21 protein-coding genes are annotated in these 21,967 nt (G+C 33.8%); 10 read left to right on the forward strand and 11 right to left on the reverse strand.

What is annotated here, in order from left to right; all coding sequences use genetic code 11:
- Nucleotides 1–36: 36 nt before the first annotated feature.
- Complete coding sequence (locus tag H1220_08340) at nucleotides 37–678, reverse strand: TIGR01906 family membrane protein (GenBank protein ID QMI85681.1); 642 nt, start codon at nucleotides 676–678, stop codon at nucleotides 37–39.
- Nucleotides 679–797: 119 nt separating this feature from the next.
- Here H1220_08340 and H1220_08345 point away from each other — a divergent pair, with 119 nt between their 5' ends.
- The 4 genes from H1220_08345 (at nucleotide 798) to H1220_08360 (ending at nucleotide 4,543) form a co-directional block, all read left to right on the forward strand.
- Nucleotides 798–1,757, forward strand: coding sequence for an aromatic acid exporter family protein (locus tag H1220_08345; GenBank protein QMI85682.1), 960 nt, complete (start codon nucleotides 798–800; stop codon nucleotides 1,755–1,757).
- Between the two features lie 56 nt (nucleotides 1,758–1,813).
- Nucleotides 1,814–3,160 (forward strand): Mur ligase family protein, encoded by a 1,347-nt coding sequence (locus H1220_08350; GenBank protein ID QMI85683.1) that lies wholly within the window; start codon nucleotides 1,814–1,816, stop codon nucleotides 3,158–3,160.
- Entirely contained in the window at nucleotides 3,160–3,810 is a 651-nt protein-coding gene (locus H1220_08355) for an adenosylcobyric acid synthase (GenBank protein QMI85684.1), read from the forward strand. Before H1220_08350 ends, H1220_08355 begins: the two co-directional genes overlap by 1 nt.
- A 115-nt stretch (nucleotides 3,811–3,925) precedes the next feature.
- Nucleotides 3,926–4,543, forward strand: a complete 618-nt coding sequence (locus H1220_08360; protein QMI85685.1) for a DedA family protein — start codon at nucleotides 3,926–3,928, stop codon at nucleotides 4,541–4,543.
- 77 nt (nucleotides 4,544–4,620) lie between these two features.
- Here the strand turns inward: H1220_08360 and truA are convergent, their stop codons facing one another.
- The 10 genes from truA to H1220_08410 all read right to left on the reverse strand — a co-directional run bounded on the left by truA (nucleotide 4,621) and on the right by H1220_08410 (nucleotide 15,489).
- A complete protein-coding gene (gene truA, locus H1220_08365) occupies nucleotides 4,621–5,433 on the reverse strand; it encodes a tRNA pseudouridine(38-40) synthase TruA (protein QMI85686.1) in 813 nt (270 codons plus the stop codon).
- 102 nt (nucleotides 5,434–5,535) lie between these two features.
- Nucleotides 5,536–6,942 (reverse strand): cysteine--tRNA ligase, encoded by a 1,407-nt coding sequence (locus H1220_08370; GenBank protein QMI85687.1) that lies wholly within the window; start codon nucleotides 6,940–6,942, stop codon nucleotides 5,536–5,538.
- The gene (locus tag H1220_08375; GenBank protein QMI85688.1) at nucleotides 6,887–9,583 is read right to left on the reverse strand and encodes a YfhO family protein; all 2,697 of its coding nucleotides are present in this window, start codon (nucleotides 9,581–9,583) and stop codon (nucleotides 6,887–6,889) included. The genes H1220_08370 and H1220_08375 overlap by 56 nt, the downstream gene beginning before the upstream one ends.
- 5 nt (nucleotides 9,584–9,588) lie before the next feature.
- The gene (locus H1220_08380) at nucleotides 9,589–10,347 is read right to left on the reverse strand and encodes a hypothetical protein (GenBank protein ID QMI85689.1); all 759 of its coding nucleotides are present in this window, start codon (nucleotides 10,345–10,347) and stop codon (nucleotides 9,589–9,591) included.
- Nucleotides 10,316–10,615 carry a membrane protein insertion efficiency factor YidD gene (yidD, locus tag H1220_08385; protein ID QMI85690.1) on the reverse strand — a complete coding sequence of 100 codons (300 nt, stop codon included), beginning with the start codon at nucleotides 10,613–10,615 and terminating at the stop codon, nucleotides 10,316–10,318. The genes H1220_08380 and yidD overlap by 32 nt, the downstream gene beginning before the upstream one ends.
- 128 nt (nucleotides 10,616–10,743) lie before the next feature.
- A complete protein-coding gene (locus H1220_08390) occupies nucleotides 10,744–11,670 on the reverse strand; it encodes an LPXTG cell wall anchor domain-containing protein (GenBank protein QMI85691.1) in 927 nt (308 codons plus the stop codon).
- A gap of 699 nt (nucleotides 11,671–12,369) precedes the next feature.
- Nucleotides 12,370–13,161, reverse strand: a complete 792-nt coding sequence (locus H1220_08395; protein ID QMI85692.1) for an energy-coupling factor transporter transmembrane protein EcfT — start codon at nucleotides 13,159–13,161, stop codon at nucleotides 12,370–12,372.
- On the reverse strand, nucleotides 13,155–14,015 hold the full coding sequence (locus H1220_08400; GenBank protein QMI85693.1) for an energy-coupling factor transporter ATPase: 861 nt from the start codon (nucleotides 14,013–14,015) through the stop codon (nucleotides 13,155–13,157). The genes H1220_08395 and H1220_08400 overlap by 7 nt, the downstream gene beginning before the upstream one ends.
- On the reverse strand, nucleotides 13,991–14,830 hold the full coding sequence (locus H1220_08405) for an energy-coupling factor ABC transporter ATP-binding protein (protein QMI85694.1): 840 nt from the start codon (nucleotides 14,828–14,830) through the stop codon (nucleotides 13,991–13,993). The genes H1220_08400 and H1220_08405 overlap by 25 nt, the downstream gene beginning before the upstream one ends.
- A gap of 20 nt (nucleotides 14,831–14,850) precedes the next feature.
- A complete protein-coding gene (locus tag H1220_08410; protein ID QMI85695.1) occupies nucleotides 14,851–15,489 on the reverse strand; it encodes a CPBP family intramembrane metalloprotease in 639 nt (212 codons plus the stop codon).
- A gap of 83 nt (nucleotides 15,490–15,572) precedes the next feature.
- Here H1220_08410 and H1220_08415 point away from each other — a divergent pair, with 83 nt between their 5' ends.
- The 6 genes from H1220_08415 (at nucleotide 15,573) to folK (ending at nucleotide 21,956) form a co-directional block, all read left to right on the forward strand.
- Nucleotides 15,573–16,142, forward strand: a complete 570-nt coding sequence (locus tag H1220_08415; protein QMI85696.1) for a GNAT family N-acetyltransferase — start codon at nucleotides 15,573–15,575, stop codon at nucleotides 16,140–16,142.
- A gap of 241 nt (nucleotides 16,143–16,383) precedes the next feature.
- Nucleotides 16,384–17,541 carry an aminotransferase class I/II-fold pyridoxal phosphate-dependent enzyme gene (locus H1220_08420; GenBank protein QMI85697.1) on the forward strand — a complete coding sequence of 386 codons (1,158 nt, stop codon included), beginning with the start codon at nucleotides 16,384–16,386 and terminating at the stop codon, nucleotides 17,539–17,541.
- A gap of 452 nt (nucleotides 17,542–17,993) precedes the next feature.
- Complete coding sequence (locus tag H1220_08425) at nucleotides 17,994–19,235, forward strand: MFS transporter (protein ID QMI85698.1); 1,242 nt, start codon at nucleotides 17,994–17,996, stop codon at nucleotides 19,233–19,235.
- A gap of 18 nt (nucleotides 19,236–19,253) precedes the next feature.
- Entirely contained in the window at nucleotides 19,254–20,306 is a 1,053-nt protein-coding gene (locus tag H1220_08430; protein QMI85699.1) for a winged helix-turn-helix transcriptional regulator, read from the forward strand.
- Nucleotides 20,307–20,498: 192 nt separating this feature from the next.
- The gene (gene folE / locus H1220_08435) at nucleotides 20,499–21,053 is read left to right on the forward strand and encodes a GTP cyclohydrolase I FolE (protein ID QMI85700.1); all 555 of its coding nucleotides are present in this window, start codon (nucleotides 20,499–20,501) and stop codon (nucleotides 21,051–21,053) included.
- A gap of 75 nt (nucleotides 21,054–21,128) precedes the next feature.
- Nucleotides 21,129–21,956: a 2-amino-4-hydroxy-6-hydroxymethyldihydropteridine diphosphokinase gene (folK, locus tag H1220_08440; protein ID QMI85701.1), complete on the forward strand. Its 828-nt coding sequence runs from the start codon at nucleotides 21,129–21,131 to the stop codon at nucleotides 21,954–21,956.
- Nucleotides 21,957–21,967 lie beyond the last annotated feature (11 nt).

The following is a 21,967-nucleotide window of genomic DNA, read 5'->3' on the forward strand; positions in this document are numbered from 1 at the left end:
AATGGATAAATACTACCACTATCACGAATATGCTCACTATTTCTCTCCACCAACACAATTTGACGAAGAGCCTCTAAAATACCACCATAAAACTATAAAACTAATTTCGACAATACCAAACACCATGATAAAACATCCCAAGAAAAAGTCCTCTGTCAAAATTAAAATAATCGGATCTGTTACTGGATTAAATAGCCATGCATCATTATTAAAAAAGACATGATGAAACAAAACAAACCAGTAATTGAACCCCATGGACAATACAATCACAATGACAATCGGTAAAAAAATCATGATACGATACACGCCTTTAAACCATGCCTCATCTTGATATTTTTTGATACGAAACAATACAAGAATACTTCCTACTAAAGACAATACAAAAATACCATTATTTAATAAAAATAGTTGTTTGACTTCAAAAAAATGAAATGCCCCTTGCGCTGATACGGGAATATTCGGCATGGCTAAAACGGATTGAAAAGGATTTAGTAAGTACCCCAACAACACATCATAATTTTGACTTACTTGTTCATGTGTTAACCCTACTAACACTTGGGTATCCAAGTTCGATAACTGCCATAAAAATAAAGGTTTACATAATAAAGTTATCAAAATAGCACCTGACAATATACACACTGTCAAACACGTTAACATTGCCATTCGTTTCACATTCATAAACTACCTCCTCTCGTTTATTTTATATGATACTATAAAAACCGAACAAACCGCAATTCTTTTTATAGACGCTCCTTTCAGATTTGTATACAATAAAAAGGACGGAAAGGGGACTTTATATGTCTTTAAAAATTTTTAAAACCATTGTAGCAACACTTATTGCTACCATTATTGCAGATCTTTTCTCCATTCAATATAGCCTAACATGCGGGCTAATTGCGATGCTGAGTTTACAAGACACCGTTCTATCCACTTTAAATAACGCGAAAAAACGTCTATACATTGCATGTTTAGCACTAGGTTTATCAAGTTTGTTATTTTTTGTATTCGGCTTTTATTTTTGGGTATGGGGACTTTTCCTATTCGTATTTGTGCCTATGACCTATTATCTAAAAGGGCAGATAGCACTTGTTCCTAGTTGCGTGCTAGTTGGGCATTTATACACGCTCCAATCAACTGACTATACTGTTCTTTTAAACGAATTTGCCATTTTATCCATTGGCATTTTAACTGCAAGTATCATCAATAGCTACATGCCAAAAAAAGATAAAGATATTGCTGAATTAAAACAGCGTATCGAAGAACATTTGTCAGTGACATTAACACAACTTGCTATTCTTTTAAATGCACAAATATCCAGTGGTGACACAGCGACAATAAATATGGTACATTCTATACAACATACACTTTATACAGACTTAATCAAAGCTGAAACGCTTATTTTAAACGAAAGAGATAATCAAGTTTTTCATAAACAAAGTGATTATAATGTGTCATATATTCTAATGCGAAAACAACAGTATACTCTTCTGTCTTATATGTTTACCTATGTTCGCCCTGTCAACGTGCATCAAAAAGAACACGTTATCTATCTGTTTGAAAAAACAGCGCAACAAGTAACCGAATGGAATACAGCTGAAACGCTTATTCAGGACATTGAACAATGTTATACAACGCTTAAAGATGCACCACTACCCCAAACACGAGAGGAATTTGAAGAACGTGCCATGCTCTTTCAACTCCTAAATGATTTAGAACGTTTTTTAAATGTTAAAAAAGACTTTATTCTCAACTTATAAACTATCGGTCTTGATATATCTATGATATAATCAATCTAATGTATTGGAGGTTTACTATGTACTTAAAAAGAAAATTGGCTAGTTTTATCGGAAAAACAACATTAAAAACATTGCGACTTTTGAAAAAAAGTGGTAGTAGCTATCCCGGGAAAGTAGCACTTTCTGTTGATAAAGACGTCTTGTCAGAATTAGCACACGATTATGAAACGATTATTATTACAGGCACAAATGGTAAAACATTGACAACTGCACTGACTGTACAAGCACTGAAACAAAAATACCCAAATCTATTAACTAACTCAACCGGTTCTAATATGAAGCAAGGGATTGTATCTGCCTTTTTATCACATAAAGCGAAAAAAGGAGAGAAAAAAATTGCTGTACTTGAAGTTGATGAAGCTAATTTAGTCTATGTTGTACCACATTTAAAACCAAAAATCATTTTGACAACAAATATTTTCAGAGATCAAATGGACCGTTTTGGTGAAATTTATACCATTTATCAAAAAATTTTAGACGGTATTATGCTCTCACCAGAAACGATTGTGGTAGCAAATGGAGATAGCCCTATTTTTCATTCTGCCTCATTGCCAAACAAACGTGTCTTTTTTGGATTTAATTATCAAGAAGACAGTGATTTACAAGCACACTACAATACAGACGGTATTTTATGCCCTAACTGTGAAAAAATATTGCGTTATCGCTCGATTAGTTACTCTAATTTAGGAAAGTATTATTGTCCAAACTGTCAGTTTAAGCGTCCTAATCTTGATTATGCTGTGACAAATATTGATTTATTGACACTACAAGAAAGTGTTTTTGATATTGACGGACATACATTTACCTTACCCATTTCAGGCTTATACAATATTTACAATGCACTTGCTGCATACAGCATTGCTTCTTTAATGGGTATTTCCGTTGAGGACATAAAAACAGGCTTTAAACAAACCCAACGTGTCTTTGGTCGACAAGAAATCATTCACGTTGACGATAAGTCACTGCTCATTAATCTTATTAAAAATCCAACAGGTTTAAATCAAGTTCTGGATATTTTACAATTTGAAAAAAATCCATTTACATTGATTTCTGTTTTGAATGACAATTATGCTGACGGACAGGATGTCAGTTGGATTTGGGACGGTCAATACGAACAATTACAAGATATGCCTATCCAACAATTAGTTGTCGGAGGAAAACGTCATCAAGAAATGTCACTCCGCTTGGAAGTGGCAGGTTTTAAAAAAGAAAATATGATTATTGCTGCATCAATACAAGATATTATAGAGCACATTAAGCATGCCCCAACCAAACATATAAATGTTTTGGCAACCTACACAGCAATGCTTGAATTGAGAAAACAACTATCTCTACAAGGATATGTGAAAGGAGAACTCAACTAATGAAAACCATTCGTATTTGTCATTTATATGGCAATCTATTAAACACTTATGGCGATAATGGCAATTTGTTAATTCTCCAATGGCGAGCAAGAGAACACGGATACAATGTCGACACAACCATTGTCAGTTTAGATGACCCATTCAATCCCGACGACTACGACCTCATTTTCTTTGGTGGAGGCCAAGATTATGAACAACGTATTGTTTCAAAAGATATTCAACACAAAAAAGACGCTATCATCTCTTATATCGAAAACAACGGTGTTGTCGTGGCGATTTGCGGAGGATACCAACTCTTAGGCCATTATTACACAAGTGCCGTTGGAGAACGCATAGAAGGTATTGGAGCGATTGATTATTATACTACTAATCAAGACGGTCGCTATATAGGAGATATTACCATTTATGATGAAGAAACCGGCTTTACTTATGAAGGATATGAAAATCATAATGGACGTACCTTTTTAGGTGAAAATGTCCAACCTTTAGGAATTGTCGAAAAAGGTTTTGGAAATAATAACGAAGATAAAACCGAGGGCGCTCGGTACAAAAATGTCTTTTGTAGTTACTTCCACGGCCCTTTACTCGTTCGCAACATTCATCTAGCCGATTACATTATCGAAAAAGTAATTCATCAAAAAATGGCTTAATCCATACCCCATAAAACTTTAAGTTTTATGGGGTATTATTTTTAAATGACTTTTTCATCATTTATTAGTATAATGACGTTATGTCAAAAATAATATCAACTAACGGAGTTTTATTATGGAAAATTGGATTACAGACTTTATGAGTCAACATGGTTATCTAGCAATCTTCTTACTGGTTGCTCTGGAAAATATTTTCCCACCCATTCCGTCAGAAATCATTTTAACATTTGGTGGTTTTATGACACTAACAACAAACATGACTTTTATGGGTGTTGTTTTATCCGCAACAGCCGGTGCTGTAGGTGGTGCCATTGTTTTATACGGTTTAGGCGCTTTACTAAAAAAAGAAACTATCGAAAATATTCTTGATGGAAAAATTGGTAAAATCTTTGGTTTTAAACGAACCGATGTAGACAAAGCGATTTCATGGTTTAATAAACACGGTGCAATTACTGTATTATTCACACGCTGTATTCCCGTTGTCAGAAGTTTAATTTCTATCCCAGCGGGTACAAGTCGCATGCATTTAGTACCATTTACACTCTATACAACAATTGGAACATTTTTATGGAATATACTAATGGTATGGATTGGTTCTGCTGCCGGTTCAGGTTGGCATGAGGCAGCGGATAATATTGACCATTTTTCAAGTCTTTTTAAATATATACTATTAGCCATTGTTATTCTTGTTATAGGATTCTTTATTTATAAAAAAAGAAAACAAAAAAATTAAATAAACAGGAGCTATACTCCATTATACAAAAGCAGTGAACGGACGTTTTCAGACCTCCGTTCACTGCTTTTATATATTCAGTTAGTTGTATCAACTACCATCATCCCTTTATTTTCTTCATACGTTTGAAACCACTGATTTTCTGGTTTATAAAAAACACTTGTCAAATATAAACCATGCGGAGCTGCTGTTGGACCGGCTTCTTGCCTATTTTTAACAGTTAATAATCGCTTTAGTTCCGTAACAGGTTTTAATCCATCTCCTATTTGTAACGTTGTCCCAACTAAAATACGAACCATATTGTATAAAAAGCCGTTCCCTTCAAAAATAAAAATCAATTCTTGTTCCTCTTCCTTGTATACAATATCGGCTTTTGTCACACAACGTATCTTATTTTCTTTATCTGTTTTTGTTGAACAAAAACTCGTAAAATCATGTTCACCCAAAACATCTTGTAACGCTTGTTTCATTTTATCTATATTTACACGATACGGATGGTGTAAGGCATATCGCTTTTTAAAAGGTGATTGATACTCCCCTAAGGAAACATGATACATATACTGTTTTCCACATGTATGATACCTCGCATGAAATAATGACGAAATTATTTCAACTGAATCTATTCGAATATCTTCTGGCAATAAACTATTCAATGCTTTTTGCATACGCTGAATGGGCAAAATAGCCGGATAATCAAAATGAATGACTTGCCCCGTTGCGTGTACCCCCGAATCTGTTCTTCCAGACGCCACAACGCCTATTGACATCCCTTTTGTCATTTTATATAACGCTTTTTCTAATTCTTCTTGAATGCTCTTTCCATTAAGCTGTCTTTGAAACCCAACATAGTCTGTCCCGTCATAAGAAACAATCGCTTTATAACGTTGCATATCATCTTCCTTTCTTTCACTTTCTTCGATGTATTATAGCACATCATTCTATGACAAGAACAGGATAAACCGACCTTTTCAAGTATCGGTTTATCCTGTATTCTATATTCTTCTAAAACGAGTACCTTGAGGTGTATCATCTAAGACAATACCTTGTTCTTTTAAATAATCACGTATCTCATCACTTCGTTTAAAGTTCTTTTCTTGACGTGCGACACGACGTTCTTCAATTAACGCTAAAATATCATCATCTAACAGTGTTTCTTCTTCCAGCTCAACTCCCAGAATACTTACCAATGTTTTCAAACGTTCCAACGCAAATACCGCAACATCATGATTGATATGTTCTTTTTCGCTATAAATATTCATATCTTTAACAAGCTGATAAATAACCGTCAAGCCATTTGGAATATTGATGTCATCGTCCATTTCAATCACAAATTGTTCTTCATGGGATTGCACCGTTTGACGCATTACCTCATCGCTTTCAGCTACTTCTACACTTGCTGTTTCTAAGCGATGCGCTAAATTTCGATATGCCTGTTTTAATTTTTCAAGATTATTACTTGCCTCTTGGATAATATTTTCTGAGAAAGCAAGAGGATGTCTATAATGCGCACTTGCCAATAACAAACGTACCACCTGTGGATTAACTTGTTTTAACAAATCATGCGCCAACACAAAATTCCCCAAAGATTTACTCATTTTTTCGCCATCGAATGTTACAAATCCATTGTGTAACCAATAGTTCGCGAATGGTTTACCCGTTTTAGCTTCAGATTGTGCAATTTCATTTTCATGATGAGGGAAAATTAAATCGTGCCCACCGGCATGAATATCAATCGTATTTGATAAATATTTCGTCGCCATTACAGAGCATTCAATATGCCAACCCGGTCTACCTTCACCCCACGGTGACTGCCAACTAATTTCTCCTTGCTTAGCAGATTTCCATAAGGCAAAATCTAATGGATTTTCTTTTTTATCTTTTTCATCATCAATGGTGCGTTCACTAGCACCCGCTCTTAAATCTTCCAAAGATTGTCCACTTAGTTTTCCATACGCATCAAACGTACTTGTACGGTAATATACATCTCCACCAGAAACATAAGCAAATCCTTTTTCAATCAATTCTTCCACAAAAGCAATAATATCGTCAATAGAGTCCATAACACGTGGATTTAACGTTGCTTTTTTTATATTTAATAAAGATGTATCCGCATAAAACGCCTCAATAAACTTATCCGCAACCTCTCTAGGTGTTAAACCTAATTCATGCCCTTTGGCAATAATTTTATCATCAACATCTGTAAAATTAGAAACATACTTTACGGCATAGCCTCTATATTCAAAATAACGACGAATCGTATCAAAAGCTACCGTACTTCTTGCATTCCCAATATGAATATAATTGTAAACCGTAGGTCCGCAAACATACATGCTGATTTGTCCCTCATTTATTGGAACGAATGTTTCTTTTTGCTTTGTTAAAGTATTGTATAGCTTCATTTTTTCTACCTCCTACATATATCATGCCACCTAGTATCGCCAAAGAAACGACCGTTACCAATAGCCCTACACTAAATGCTTTAGGCACATAGACCATTTTAATACGATGTTGTCCACTTGCCATTGGAATTGCCATTAAACTATTCCAAACTTTTTGTGGTTGTACTTTAACATCATCTACCCAAATAGACCATCCTTCACTATAAGGAATACTAAATAATAGGTGTGTACTATTATCCGTCAAATGAACCGTTCCCTCCATGGTGTTATTACCCCAATTTGTCACAGTCATTCCTTGTTTTGTTTTAGGCCCAATCGCAATATCAACAGCATTATTATCCATTTCCCACAAGGCAACATTTCTTAACGACACTTCATTTGCTTTTGTAAAGGTTATTTCAAAAGTGGTTTCTACATTTTTTTGTTGGTAAGCCACATTCCAAAGTTGCTGCTTATCAAACATTCCATGATATTCATAATTTGCTTTATTTAAAGAAATTGCCATATCTGACCGTTGCTCACTAAGCATCCCCGGCAAAGATAAATAATAAGCATTATCCGTTGACGGAACAAATGTATAGCGAATTTTACCCGGTTTTGATAAATCCAATCGTTTAAAAGATGAATTAGCTAAATCATTCGGATTGGTTGCTTCTAAATTTTCTAGTGTAATCTCTTTAAATGCCTCACGTTTAAAATATTGAATACTTTGTCCAGAAAGATGTTGTAAAATAGCCATCTGGTTTTCTGCAGGTTTATTATCTTCAAGCGTTAAATTTAATAAACCCTCATTAACGCCAAATCCTACTGAAAAATAACGTTTATTTTCATAAACACGTACACGATCTGTTTCAGAAATAGCATTATAATATTGATAGAGATCTTTTCTCGTCGTTTCTCTTGAAAAACTGTAAATATATTCACTTTGTTTTTGTTCATCTGATAAATTTCTCATTTGGACTAAATAACGAATACCAAATAACGCATCTGTTAAAGGTGTCCCCGATGTATAATTTGTTGATGCATTGGCTCCTGATGAACCTAACGCATCAAATAAGTCCATGGTGTCAACTTCCATATTCGAACTAAAATGAGATAACCCCGGATAGTCAAACATAAACGGATCATTATTTGAGCGTTGGAATATTTTTTCAATACGATAAAAATTTGTTTTCGGTGGACGAATTGGGTCAATCGCACTCTCTATTGTCTTTTGTGCATTTTCTAAACGATAGGCACCCGCATACCCTACTCGTGATTGTACAATATACGCATTAGCACCTAATTCCAAACATGTTACTGCCAATAAGACAATACTCGACCATTTATATTCTTTCATAAAGAACATCACAACAACAAACATCCAAAACAGTGTTGATAAAATTTGTTGAGGAACGGACATAAAAGATTGTGATGACTGATATACAATACCATTCACTAATATAATGATGCCTGAAGAAAGACATACTCCTGCTAAATCCACTCGTTGCCACTCTCTAATGGCTCGATATGCCAATAACACCATAAAGAAGCAAATCAAAAAACTAAAACGATGATAAAACCACGCTGGCTCTTGCCCTAAATGCCATATTCTATGTATCATATTAAAAATCATGGATAATAAAAACACACCAAAAACACCAACAGCAGCTATACGCTCAGACTTACGAAATACTTTTGTCATAAAGTAAAAAATAAAGCCTATCAATGCAATACTACCAAGATAAATATTCGGTAATCCATGTGGCATTTGATCATGGTCAAATGCTCCAATCATCAATTTTGATAAAAGTAATACCGGATCTGCTTCTATTTTTGTAGAAAAAACAAATGGATCTGTATAGGTACCTTTACTAATGAGTAAATTTTGAATAATAGGGTACAAAAACACAAAACTTATACCCACAGCAAGAAATGAATACCCTGCTAATTTTAAAATAGGGAGAAAATAAGATTTTAATTTCTCTTTGAGTGTTTTTCCTGTATAAATTTTCGCCATATAAAATAGGCTATACAAAATAATAAACAAACAAATCATATATGCCATATAATATTGGCAAATCATCATTACAGCCAATATCAATGTATATTTATACCCTTTTTGTCCGCTTAGTACATTCTCAACCCCCATGATAATCAATGGTAAAAAGACTAAAGCGTCATACCATAACGGATTCATTTGATACGCTACAGCAAAACCAGACAACGCATACAAAGTTGCAAAAGTCGGTACTAATAAAGGACGTTTTTTCAAAGCGTCATAACGCTTCACAAGAAAATGACAAAATGTTAATCCCATACAACCATAACGTAATAACAATGTTACTGTCGCTGCCAATCGAATTTCATCAAATGGGAATAAAGCATAAATAAAATTAAATGGGCTAAGCAAGTAATATCCCCACACACCCATCATATCTCCACCAATAGATTTGGAGAACGAATAAAAAATACCTGAAAAATCTAAAGATAAAACACTTCTTCTAAAGAAAGCAAACAAGTCAATGTATTGACTTGCAAAATCAATCGCCATTAAGGTGTTTGAACCAAATGGATAAACACCTAAAAAAATGTATACAATAAACATCACAACGATTGGTAATAAACCACTTAATATATAAATCAATTTTTTATCTTTCACACACATCACCCAACTTTAGACGGTAAAAACTCATCTAGTATACTAATAAATAAAAAGTATCTTGATATACTTGTCATTGGTTCTAAGAAAATTACCTTATACTCTTTCGTTTGAATGGCTAACATACCATGCCATGACACATCATACCAATTTAACGCATTCCATTCATAAAAGACATCATGTAAGACAATACCCTCTTTAGAAATAACAAGTTCGTGCTCTTGCGTTGGTGTTAATGACATTTTAAAAGATGTGACATCTTCGTATAAATCAACAGAAAACATTTCCCCATTTTCTAATTCTTCTTGAACAAATGATTTCCAAACAGCTGTATGATCCTCTTGAAATAATTCAAAAGCCTGAGGAGGTAGCATTGCAGATAAAATAACTTGTTCATGTTGATCTGTTTCAAACACTAATGCCTTTGCCTGTTTATTTGTTTGTGGAATAAATGAATAGTTAATAATATCATGATAAAAATACGTTTCTTCTGTTTTACTATTTTTTATACCCAATTCGTAAAATTCAAACACACCCGTTTTCTGATGCTGTCTAACCGCGATATACCACATCGCCACAATCAGTCCAATACTCACTAATTGTACAAATAAAAACATAAAAGAAATACTCGGATAAGTACTGAAAAACGCTTTAATATACTGGCAAACTAAACACAACAATAATAAAATAACACTAAAAAATGCATAGAGAACAAGTACATCTCGTCGCATTTTAAATGTGTTCTTCAATATTCCCATTTCCATTTTGGGCACCTCCATTTGATATATCTTCTTTAAACTGATTTCTTCTTAATGTAAAATAATCCGGAACCGGATCTACGCCACCTTTAATAAAAGGATGACATCGACAAATTCTACCCATTGCCATCAGTGATCCTTTTAATGCTCCATGTTTTTCAATTGCTTCTAAAGCATAGTTAGAACACGTCGGTTCGTAACGACAGCTTGGAGGAAACAACGGGGAAATATAGTGCTGATATCCTTTTACCATACCTTTTGCTATTTTCTTCATAAACGTTTCTCCAAAAAACTATTCTTCCGTCTAGTATAACATAACTCATATCAAAGAAAAAGCTACCGTACTAATTCCAATAAAAAAGATTGCTATTCTTTCATAAAATAGCAATCTTTTTACATTTATCACGGTGGAGCCACTGTACCGAATTCTTCTGTTGCGGTTGTATTAATACGTGTTCTCAAAATTGTTGTAGTAAAATCATCTGGGTTCGCAGTTGGCAACTCATAATTTGGTGCTTTATTTGGTACCGATGACTTCAATTCCAATTTTGGCAACTCATAATTTGGCGCTTCATCCGGCACCGATGAGATTTTCATCGTTGGCAAGCTATAATTTGGTGCCTCGTTTGGTACTGACGACTTCAATTCCAATGTCGGTAAGTCGTAGCTTGGTGCTTCATCTGGTACTGATGAGATTTTTAGTGTCGGTAATGTATAACTTAATGGCTCTTCCGGTACTGACCATGTACCTTTTGTTGTCGTATAATATGGCTTGTATTGTTTCACAAGAATATACCCAACATACTCATAGCAGTCATGAATATTTTCTGGTGTATGTGTTACTCGCCCATTTTGAACTGTTGTCGACACATTATTCATTAAATAACTATGTGCATACACATGATTTGTATATAATAAACCAATATTAGCTCCTGAAAAAATCAAGAATAACGCAATCATTTTTGAACGTTTACGTTGCCATTTACCTAATACAATCGCCCCAATTAAACATAAACTACCTAATACAATTAAAGTTGTCGTAACTTCTTTTGTGCCTGTATGTGGTAAAACACTTAGTTTTTGTTTTGGTGTTACCACACACTCCCCTGTTTGTTTATAAACAAGAACTACTTGCGCATTTTCACTATATACCGAAAAATCAGGAGATGCGTAGACTATTTTGGATTTGTCTACTTTAGATAATTGAGCCATATCCACATGTTGATAAACGACCGTATTTTGTGTATACACTTCTGAACCAAGTGCTACTTGAGTCACACTACCAAAAACTAAACACAAAATACCTAAAATCTGTATCCATCGTTTCATAAAATCTCTCCTTTCTTTAATTTATTTTATCTATAATTTTTATAAATAAGACTAAAACATTGTACCCTCCCCCTTACGAATTTGTCAATCCTTATATTTTTAAAAAATCACTTTCAATCAAACAATAAATAATAATCTATAAAAAATTAACTTAATATAAGTTGGCACAATATCTCATAAGCGATACACATCATCAAAAATTCATTATAAAAGGATTATCCTATGAGTAATAAGACTAAATCTAAGAAAAATTGTCACAAAATCAATCAATGTAACATTATATCTATCAACTTTATTTATTAATACAGTTTAATGAACAAAAATCTAGTTCTATAATAAAAGTGTAAAATGAAGAAAAACACTACACACGTTCAAGACTAAATAAAAAAGCTCAAAAACTTGAGCCATTTAATCTAAAATAACGCCAATCTTAAAAGTATAAAAGATTACATATACTAAAAAATAAATACTTTCTTAAAACACTTTTATATTAAAAAATCCGTTCTCAAATATCTTATGAAATATGTATGTCACATATACTTATCGACTATCAAGAAACAAAGCAATACGAACTTTGACCTACAAAACGATTATACATACCACACAAATACTTTAATTATTTACGATATTTCTTATTCTGCCGAATTTTCTCTATTTTTTCTTTTGAATACAATTTTCATTGAAATCATGTGCAATGACCTATATACATAATACAATAATATTAAGAACTATTAACAAAACAAAAAGGAATGTATCACGAGCTGCCCATTGTAACTGTCGATATTTACTACGGTTTTCACCACCTTGGTATCCCCTAGCTTCCATAGCATTGGCTAATTCATCAGCACGTCGTAACTGTACTGCAAATAAAGGAATTAAAATTGGAATAACCGCCCTAATACGCTTGATAAAACTACCCTCATTAAAATCCACACCTCTTGAGCGCTGTGCATTCATAATCGTTTTGGTTTCATCTAAAATCGTTGGCACAAATCGCATTGCAATCGACATAATCAACGCAATTTCTTCAACAGGCACACCGATTTTTTTCAAAGGACGAATTAAACGTTCAATGGCATCTGCCAGCATAAGTGGATTAGTTGTTAATGATAGGACAGTCGCTGCACCAATAATTAACATAAATCGAAACGTCACAAACAATGCATTCCAAATACCAAGTGTTGTTACACTCACAAAAGAGAAAGAAAAAAGAATATCTCCCTCTTGTAATAAGAATATTTGTAAACTAGCTGTCACTAAAATAATCCACAACATCGGACGAATTCCTCTCCAAAAAAAAGAAAAAGAAACCTCTGATAATTTAACTGTTAACAGTAAACACATACTCAATAAAAGATAATCATAAATGGTGTTAGCTTGAAAAACAATCATCAAAAAGAAAATCGTTCCCAATAATTTTGCACGTGAATCAAGTCGATGAATGCGTGAATTTCCCGGAATATATCTACCCAATATCACATTGTCTAACATGAACGACCTCCTAATGCTTTCGTTAGTACATCAATTAAATCGGAAAAAGTTAAAACATCTTCCACATCACACCCTCTATGTCTTAAAGATTGCACAAACGCCATAGCTTGAGGAGTATCAATTTCTTGATTTTTCAACCACTCTCTATCTCTAAAAACACGTATTGGTGTATCCATTTTTTCAATTTTTCCTTGTTTTAAAACAACAACATTATCTGCATATAATGCCACATCATTCATTTGATGCGTTACTAACACAATCGTTAATCCATATTCTTTATGTAATGTATCAAATAATGTCATCATTTCCAAAGCCCCTCGCGGATCCAATCCAGCCGTCGGCTCATCTAGCACCAATATATCCGGTTCAATGGCTAAAATGCCTGCAATCGCCACACGTCTCATTTGCCCACCAGACAACTCAAAAGGAGAATGCGTAAAAAATCTCTCATCAATCCCCACCATGCTTAACGCTCGCTTCGCTTTTTGTTCAGCCTCTTCCTGACTAGCTCCAAAATTCATTGGACCGAACATTACATCTTTTAATACCGTTTCTTCAAATAACTGCGACTCCGGAAATTGAAATACAATACCAACCAATTTTCGTAACATTTTCAAGTTTTTTTCTTTTGTCTGATTTGTTATTGTATATTGCTCAATGCTCACCATTCCCTCAGTAGGTTTTAATAAAGCATTCAAATGTTGAATAAGTGTCGATTTGCCACTTCCTGTTTGCCCAATAACTGCTGTATAAGTGCCTTTTTCAATAGAAAACGATATATCTTGTAAACCCGTATAAGTAAAAGGTGTATCGGGTTGATAAATATAGTTTACTTGTTCAAAAGTAATCGACATACCCATTCCTCCAACTCTTGTAATGTCATATATTGCTCTGGGACACGTATCCCATTTTCCGCCAATGCTCGTTTTACTTTTTCTGCAAACGGTAATTCTAAGCCTAATGTTTCGATGTCTGTGACCGTACCAAAAATGTCGGCCGGGGTTCCCTCATATAAAAGGCACCCCCCATTCATCACGAATAATCTATCAGCAAGAGATGCCTCTTCAACATCATGCGTAATAGATAAAACCGTCATATCCAATGTTTGACGTAATGATTGTACAACATCAATCACACGTTTACGCCCTTTAGGGTCTAACATAGCCGTCGCTTCATCTAAAATAATAATATTGGGATGCAACGCTAAAACACCAGCAATCGCCACACGTTGCTTTTGTCCTCCCGATAAACGTGCAGGTTCTTTATCTTTATAATCACTCATCCCTACTAATGCCAAAGCTTCTTCCACACGCTGTTGCATGTCCTCTCTAGGTACACCTTGATTTTCTAAACCAAAGGCAACATCATCTTCCACCGTTGCACCCACAAATTGATTGTCAGGATTTTGAAACACCATACCCATACCTTGACGAATATCCCAAATTGTTTCTTGGGATAATTCTGTTTTATCAATACATATTTTTCCACTATCTGCCACAAGCAAGCCATTCAATAATTTTGCCAATGTTGATTTGCCAGAACCATTATGTCCAACAATGGCAACCCATTCTCCTTTTTTTACGTGAAAAGACACATTATCTAACGCTTGATGTTCTTTTGTGCCATCTTCTTTTTTATATGCATATGATAAATTTTCTACAACAATCATGTTTTACTCCATTTCATATTCTACCTAATCCAGCCAAACATAACGGATACAGCTAGCAAATTATTGATGAGATGCCACAATATAGCACACTCTAATGATTTTGTTTTGATTAAAATAAGCCCCATCGGTATACCTAACATAAAATAAGTCACAAAAGAGGTTACGGTCACACCCGCATGTGCTAAAGCAAATAAGGTGGTTGCCACTAAAAAACCAATCCATTTTTTATTTTTAAAAATATTTTGAATAAATAAACTTCTAAATAATAGTTCTTCTATAATAGGTCCCATCATCACAACAGCTAAAAAAATAGATACTTCACTAGATTTTGTCGCCAATGTTTCAATCGACTCTTGATTAACTAATGTTTCTTTAGGCAACAATTCAACGATATAGCCTGTCAAAAAATGGCACACAATACCTATAAGCAACATCCAGCCAATATTTTTTAGTGTTATCGAAGAAAATTTAAAATGTTCCATACGGTAACAAGACATAATCTTCAACATCAAAGGAAATATAATCATTTGTGCTATCGCTTGAGCCATAAACCAGTCTATAGTAAAACTTGTAACTAAAAGAACAGAAATAAAGCCTTGTAATACAAAAAAGCAAAGTATAAGCCAAATCGTACTCATCCATTTATCTTTTGTTGTCATCACTACACCTCCGCTTTTTATTCATTACATTATAACATTTTTTTATAAATAAGATATAATAAAAGTATGAACGGAGGTTTATAATGATACGAAAAGCAACGAAACAAGATATTGATGCCATTTATCCATTGATATATATTATTTGGGAAGATATGAATTATCCATTGCTACGTCTACTAGATAAGGATACTTTTCAAAAAACAATGTTACATATTTTAGCGGACGAACACGCAAAATTTAGTTACAAAAATGCGTGGGTTTACGAAAAAGAAAATCAAATTATTGGCGTATTATATGGATATGCCGGTCAAGACGAAAGACAATTTGATGAACATTTTCATACCTTTATTGATGCACATTTTCCTCACCTAAACATACGTCAATACGAAAGTAATCGTGAAAGTCACGACAATGAATGGTATTTAGACTCTTTAGTTGTTCATTCAAATTATCGTGGACAAGGGATTGCTTCAGCATTTTTTGATGTATTAAAAGACATCGTCGCTCCTTATCAACGCGTTGGTTTAAATTGCGAACAAGATAATCTTCAAGCAAAAAAACTGTACGAACGTCTTGGTTTTTCAACAGTTTATGAAATAGATTTTTTAGGGCATCTTTATTATCACATGGAAAAAAGTATTTCATCACTCTAAGTACAAAGACGATACCATCATAGTGGGCCGGAAAAAATATGTATACTTTTTAAATAGCAAAGACTTGAAAGCAACATATTCAACGAGTTGCTTTCAAGCTTTTTGCGTGTTATTGAAATAGATATTTGCTTTAAAATTAGCTTCCTTTTATGACCTAAGAAAAAATGAAACGTTTATGAAAAAAACCTTGTACTAAATATCTTTTTAAAGTATTCTTAAGATATGAAAGTGAGGAATTGTAATGACAAATATCGCATTAGAAAAAATTGTCCCTTCAGAAATTTTGGCATATAACGAACTATTTGCAAAAACAGAAGGCATTCATTTATTAACCATTGGTGCACCTGATTTTGATGTACCTGATTTTATTAAAGAGGCTGGGAAAAAAGCTATTGATGATGGATTTAATGGTTACTCATCATCAAAAGGTATGCCTGTTCTTATCGACGCTTTTGTTCACTTTTTAAAACGTCGATATGATTTATCTTATGATACTTCTCATATTATCGTTACAACTGGGGAATCTCAAGGACTTGCCGCTGTTTTACAAGCACTCATCAGCCCTGGAGATGCCGTTATTATTCCAACACCTGCTTTTCCACAATATGAATTATGCACACTTATCAATCACGGTGAAGTCGTGACAGTGGATACCTCTCACACACAATTTATTTTAACACCAGAGGCTTTAAGGCAAGCAAAAATCAATCACCCAAATGCAAAAGTGGTTATTTTAAATTATCCTTCAAATCCAACTGGTGTCACATATAGTCCCGAAGATTTAAAAACATTCGCTAAAACAGCAGACGAATTAGATTTAATTGTGATTAGTGATGAAATTTATAGCGAACTTGTTTACGATCAAAAACATGATTCAATCGCTCGTTATTTACCACACCGAACAATACTCTTAAATGGTGCCTCAAAGACGTATGCTATGACAGGTTGGCGCATTGGATTTATCGCTTGCCCTCCTGATTTATTTACACCTATTTTTAAAGCACATCAATCTAGCACGCCTGTTGGATCTCAGTTTGCCCATATTGCTGCAGCCACAGCGTTCAATGACGGAGATGCCGTTATTGCAATGATGAAACAAGCATACCAAGAACGACGTGATTTTATCGTCAAAGAACTATCCAACATGGGATTTGATGTCGCTTCTCCAGACGGTGCATTTTATGTATTCCCACGTATTCCACAACACTTGAATATGGACGACAAAACATTTGCACGTGAATTAGCCGTTCATGGAAAAGTCGGTGTTATCCCAGGATCTGTTTTTGGAAAAGGTGGCGAAAACTACATACGCATTAGTTATGCAACAAGTATGGATATTTTAAAAGAAAGTATGGAACGTATTCGACTATTCATTACAAACAAGCAAAATACTCAATAAATAGCAAGAAGTATTGCACTGACGCTTTCACACGTCAGTGCAATACTTTCTTATAATATATGATAAGAAAGGAACACCCTCAGCGATATTAAACGAACATTTAATTAGTCCACTCAATATGAAAGACGGTTCTTTCAATTGTAGAATTTGGGCAACAAAGACTGGAATTGTTCCACTCCTCGCGGTGCAGATAAACAACTACATGTAGCTAAGTGAAAAAATCATCCTTATAAAATAAATAGCATCTATTGTCACAACTGCTATGAATATGTCCACACTCGACGAAGCACCTCATGCCTATAAATCTTATCAAGAAATTATTCAACAGTAGATATTTTACCTATTTATAATTAAAAACTCGCTTAACAAAAATTAAACGTTGACTTAATTACTTCTTAGAGTTATACTCTTGTTAAATAAATGTTTAATTTTTTATTAAGGAGTTTTTTAATATGAAACGTATTTTACAAAACAAACTATTCATGACAAGTTTCACAGCAGATTTATTATCCAATTTCGGAGATACACTCTTTTACTTGGCACTGATGAACTATGTATTAGTTCTACCCGATGCAACACTTGCTATCTCAGCAATTTCCATCTCAGAACTTTTACCAACGCTAGCCGAAGTTTTTACAGGCTACTGGGCAGATAAAACAAAATACAAACTAAACACCATTTTAGCAACACTGTTTTTTAGAGTAATGATTTACTCCATTGTCGGTATACTAATGGGCTTTCAACCAGCTTTATGGATTGTTATCATTGTTGCTATTTTGAACTTCTTTTCTGATATTTCTGGACAGTACGAATCAGGACTTTTTACACCTATTTCTATCTACATCATCTCAGACGAAGACCGTGAACAAGCCATGTCTTTTAGACAAGCTATCTCTCAAGTAAGTCGTATCGGATTTTTGTCATTGGGTGGTCTATTTATTACCTGGTTTTCTTATCAACACATTGCGTTTATTAATGCCGGCACATTTTTAGTATCTGCACTTATTATGTTAAGTATTTATAAACCATTAAACAAACTCGTCCCAAAAGAAGTAAGTCACTCTACAAAAGATAAATCACATTTTTTCAATAATTTAAAAACAGCCTATGAAAATGTAAAAAGTTTACCTATCGTTTTTAAAACTTGTATCATTGCTATTTTCTTAAATGCCGTGTTTTCATCAGTAAACACACTCATGTTACGCTATATTCACGATTTACCAAACTTTTTTATCATTAACTCACAAACAACTTTAGTCATTATGTCAACAAGCATCACCATTTCAGGTATCATCGGTAGTGTATTAGGTATGACACTTTTAAAAAATACGTCATTAACCACTCTTTTAAAATGTGCCACTATCTCACCCGTTATCGTATACTTAGGATTCGGATTGGGAAATATTTATATTGTTGTTTTTGGTCTTATGTTAGTAGGTTTATTATCAAGTGCATTAAACCCAAAATTTAGTGCCATTATACTTAATTCTCTACCCAAAGATTCATTGGCAACAACACTAGGAGGACTAGGAACCGCTCTACAATCTGGGTATTTAGTTCTTGGTGTAACCGTGTCAACACTCATTACATTTATCCCACCTTACATTATCGTGTGGACTTTATTAGGATTTTCTTTATTATTAGTATTATATATTCTACTTTATGCAAAATTTGATACAATAGAAGAAAAATAAAAAGTAAGGATCGATACCATGCAATTACATTATTATCCACTTTATAGTAAATTTATTGAAATTTGTTGTTTACCCGAATTACTTATTGACGAAGAAACACTCTTAAGCGTCAAACAAAAAGATATTTTATTAAGTAATCTTCCTATAAAAACAGATGATGTGCTAGAATGTCTACAACCTTTGAAAAGCGATATTAAAAAATTCTATTTCAAAAATCTTCCTAAAATTGCATTACACTTATTTAATGTATATGTACCAGAAACCGTACAAACATTTACTGAAGGATTAAATATTCTACGTACCTTATCAAGCGAACAGATTATTGAGGGACTAGCATATTTATTCCATGAAGGAAAAATAAAAAAACAAAATACCATAGAAGATGTTTATCGACTGATTACACAAGCAGCTGACGCATTATCTGATTCAGATAAATGGAAACTCACAAACATACTGTATCAACCTAAAGAAATGATTGACCAATTATGCGATTTACTTCTAAAAATCGAAACGATTTATGATCCTTTTTATCAACAAATGCAAGAAGAACGCACAAATTTCGGTTCATCTCTAACAACTGCTGAAGCGTTAATCAATCAAATTCCTATTTTTGACAATCAATTATTAAATCACGACACAAAAAAAGACACCTGTACCGTTTGTGTTTTATCTCCCTTTTTCGCCTATTTTTTATTTAACGGGAGAGATACTTTATCAAATAAACCAGCAATTCTACTCATTGGGACACGCATGGTAGAATTATTAAACACAGCTAATGAACAATTAGATGATGATACATTTCACGAACTTGCTAAAATATTAGGTGATGCAACACGCTATAAAGTGATGTTAGCACTATCAAAAGGCACAAAAACAAAAGACATTGCCGAAACACTTAAAATGACCAGTGCTGCTGTTTCCTATCACACAAATAAACTAGCTTCTAATTTATTATTGATTTTTCAAAACGATGAACATTCGCAAGAGCAACCTATCAAATATCTTGTTAATAAAGATATTTTACGAGCGCTCATTCAAAAATTAGAAACCGACTTTGACTTAAATGAATAAAGAAAAAACGAAAAAGTTGCGGAAAATATCCGCAACTTTTTACAGGAGAAACTAAATTATTCTATAAAAATATAGTTTAATGTTTAGCGTTACTATCAGTTTATCGCTCTATAAAAGATTTGTCAACCCTTCATTGACTTGCTTTTTTTAGTTTGATAAAATGAGGTGTAATATCAAACAACGAGGTATAAAATGGACAAACAAAAAATTGAAGAAGCCGTTAAAATGATTATTGAAGCCGTGGGAGAAGACCCAACCAGAGAAGGACTTCTCGAAACACCTCAACGAGTTGCACGTATGTATGAAGAAATTTTTAGTGGTCTAAACCAAACAGCTGAACATCATTTATCAAAAACATTTGAATTGGTTGATAGTAGTGTCGTCATTGAAAAAAATATTCCATTTTATTCAATGTGTGAACATCACTTCTTACCATTCTGGGGGAAGGTTCACATTGCCTACATGCCAACTGGTCGTGTTGCAGGGCTTTCTAAATTAGCACGTACAGTTGATGTTTATGCCAAAAAACCACAATTACAAGAACGATTAAACTTAGAGATCGCCGAAGCAATTATGGAATATTTAAATGCATCCGGTGCTTTAGTCGTTATTGAAGCAGAGCACATGTGTATGAATATGCGTGGCGTCAAACGTCCCGGAACATCTACTGTGACTTCTATTAGTCGTGGGATTTTTGAAACAGATACAACATTAAAACAAGAAGTTTATAAATTAATGGGACTATAACACTCTCAGTGAAAAAACATCATGATGATGTTTTTTCACTGACTTTTCATTTAGCCATTTTTAAAGGAGCATATTATGGATTATATTGTCGTATCCGACTTACTCATTTTTGCCAATCATGGTGTTTTTCAAGAAGAAAAAACACTCGGACAAAAATTTTATTTAGATTTAAAACTAGGTTTATCCACACAACGTGCGGCTTTATCGAATGATTTAACAGCCTCTGTTCATTATGGAGAACTCGCACAACATATCACAACATTATTTCAGCAACAGTCGTATGATTTAATTGAAACATGTGCAGAAAAGATTGCACACTTTATTTTATCGACATATCCAATCGTTGATGAAGCACATGTACGTGTTAAAAAACCATGGGCTCCTATCACTCTACCTGTGGAGAGCGTCTATGTTGATATTGTCAGAAAAAGACATCGTGCTTTTTTAAGTTTAGGATCAAACATTGGTGACTCACAAGTACTTTTAGAAACAGCTATACAAAAATTAAATAATGCGTACATAAAAGTAACAAAACTTTCTTCTTTGTATCGCACAAAAGCATGGGGCTTAACAGACCAACCTGACTTTTTAAACCAAGTTATCGAAATCGAAACCTTTTATGAACCACAAACATTACTACAACACTTACAAAATATTGAGTTAGAGTTAGGACGTGAACGACACATACACTGGGGACCACGGACAATTGATATTGATATTTTGTTCTACGATAATCAAATCATTTATGAATCCAATTTAATTGTCCCTCATCCTTATATTCAAGAACGCACATTTGTTCTTGAACCAATGTGTGATATTGCTCCGCACTATATTCATCCCGTCCTACAAAAACCAATGCGCTATTTATTCGATACATTAAAAACAGATACAGCATCGCAATGATGTTGTATCTG

The organism is Carnobacteriaceae bacterium zg-84 (genome assembly GCA_013874835.1).
Classification (GTDB): domain Bacteria; phylum Bacillota; class Bacilli; order Lactobacillales; family Aerococcaceae; genus WM01.

Bases quoted from the DNA above. Each gene is read 5' to 3' on its own strand.
- H1220_08350 (QMI85683.1), top strand. From the start codon at position 1,814: ATGTACTTAAAAAGAAAATTGGCTAGTTTTATCGGAAAAACAACATTA.
- H1220_08340 (QMI85681.1), bottom strand. From the start codon at position 678: ATGAATGTGAAACGAATGGCAATGTTAACGTGTTTGACAGTGTGTATA.
- yidD (QMI85690.1), bottom strand. From the start codon at position 10,615: ATGAAGAAAATAGCAAAAGGTATGGTAAAAGGATATCAGCACTATATT.
- H1220_08395 (QMI85692.1), bottom strand. From the start codon at position 13,161: ATGTTAGACAATGTGATATTGGGTAGATATATTCCGGGAAATTCACGC.
- H1220_08360 (QMI85685.1), top strand. From the start codon at position 3,926: ATGGAAAATTGGATTACAGACTTTATGAGTCAACATGGTTATCTAGCA.
- H1220_08420 (QMI85697.1), top strand. From the start codon at position 16,384: ATGACAAATATCGCATTAGAAAAAATTGTCCCTTCAGAAATTTTGGCA.
- H1220_08410 (QMI85695.1), bottom strand. From the start codon at position 15,489: ATGACAACAAAAGATAAATGGATGAGTACGATTTGGCTTATACTTTGC.
- H1220_08405 (QMI85694.1), bottom strand. From the start codon at position 14,830: ATGATTGTTGTAGAAAATTTATCATATGCATATAAAAAAGAAGATGGC.
- H1220_08380 (QMI85689.1), bottom strand. From the start codon at position 10,347: ATGGAAATGGGAATATTGAAGAACACATTTAAAATGCGACGAGATGTA.
- H1220_08430 (QMI85699.1), top strand. From the start codon at position 19,254: ATGCAATTACATTATTATCCACTTTATAGTAAATTTATTGAAATTTGT.
- H1220_08390 (QMI85691.1), bottom strand. From the start codon at position 11,670: ATGAAACGATGGATACAGATTTTAGGTATTTTGTGTTTAGTTTTTGGT.
- truA (QMI85686.1), bottom strand. From the start codon at position 5,433: ATGCAACGTTATAAAGCGATTGTTTCTTATGACGGGACAGACTATGTT.
- folK (QMI85701.1), top strand. From the start codon at position 21,129: ATGGATTATATTGTCGTATCCGACTTACTCATTTTTGCCAATCATGGT.
- H1220_08415 (QMI85696.1), top strand. From the start codon at position 15,573: ATGATACGAAAAGCAACGAAACAAGATATTGATGCCATTTATCCATTG.
- H1220_08345 (QMI85682.1), top strand. From the start codon at position 798: ATGTCTTTAAAAATTTTTAAAACCATTGTAGCAACACTTATTGCTACC.
- H1220_08370 (QMI85687.1), bottom strand. From the start codon at position 6,942: ATGAAGCTATACAATACTTTAACAAAGCAAAAAGAAACATTCGTTCCA.
- H1220_08400 (QMI85693.1), bottom strand. From the start codon at position 14,015: ATGTCGATTACTTTTGAACAAGTAAACTATATTTATCAACCCGATACA.
- H1220_08355 (QMI85684.1), top strand. From the start codon at position 3,160: ATGAAAACCATTCGTATTTGTCATTTATATGGCAATCTATTAAACACT.
- folE (QMI85700.1), top strand. From the start codon at position 20,499: ATGGACAAACAAAAAATTGAAGAAGCCGTTAAAATGATTATTGAAGCC.
- H1220_08425 (QMI85698.1), top strand. From the start codon at position 17,994: ATGAAACGTATTTTACAAAACAAACTATTCATGACAAGTTTCACAGCA.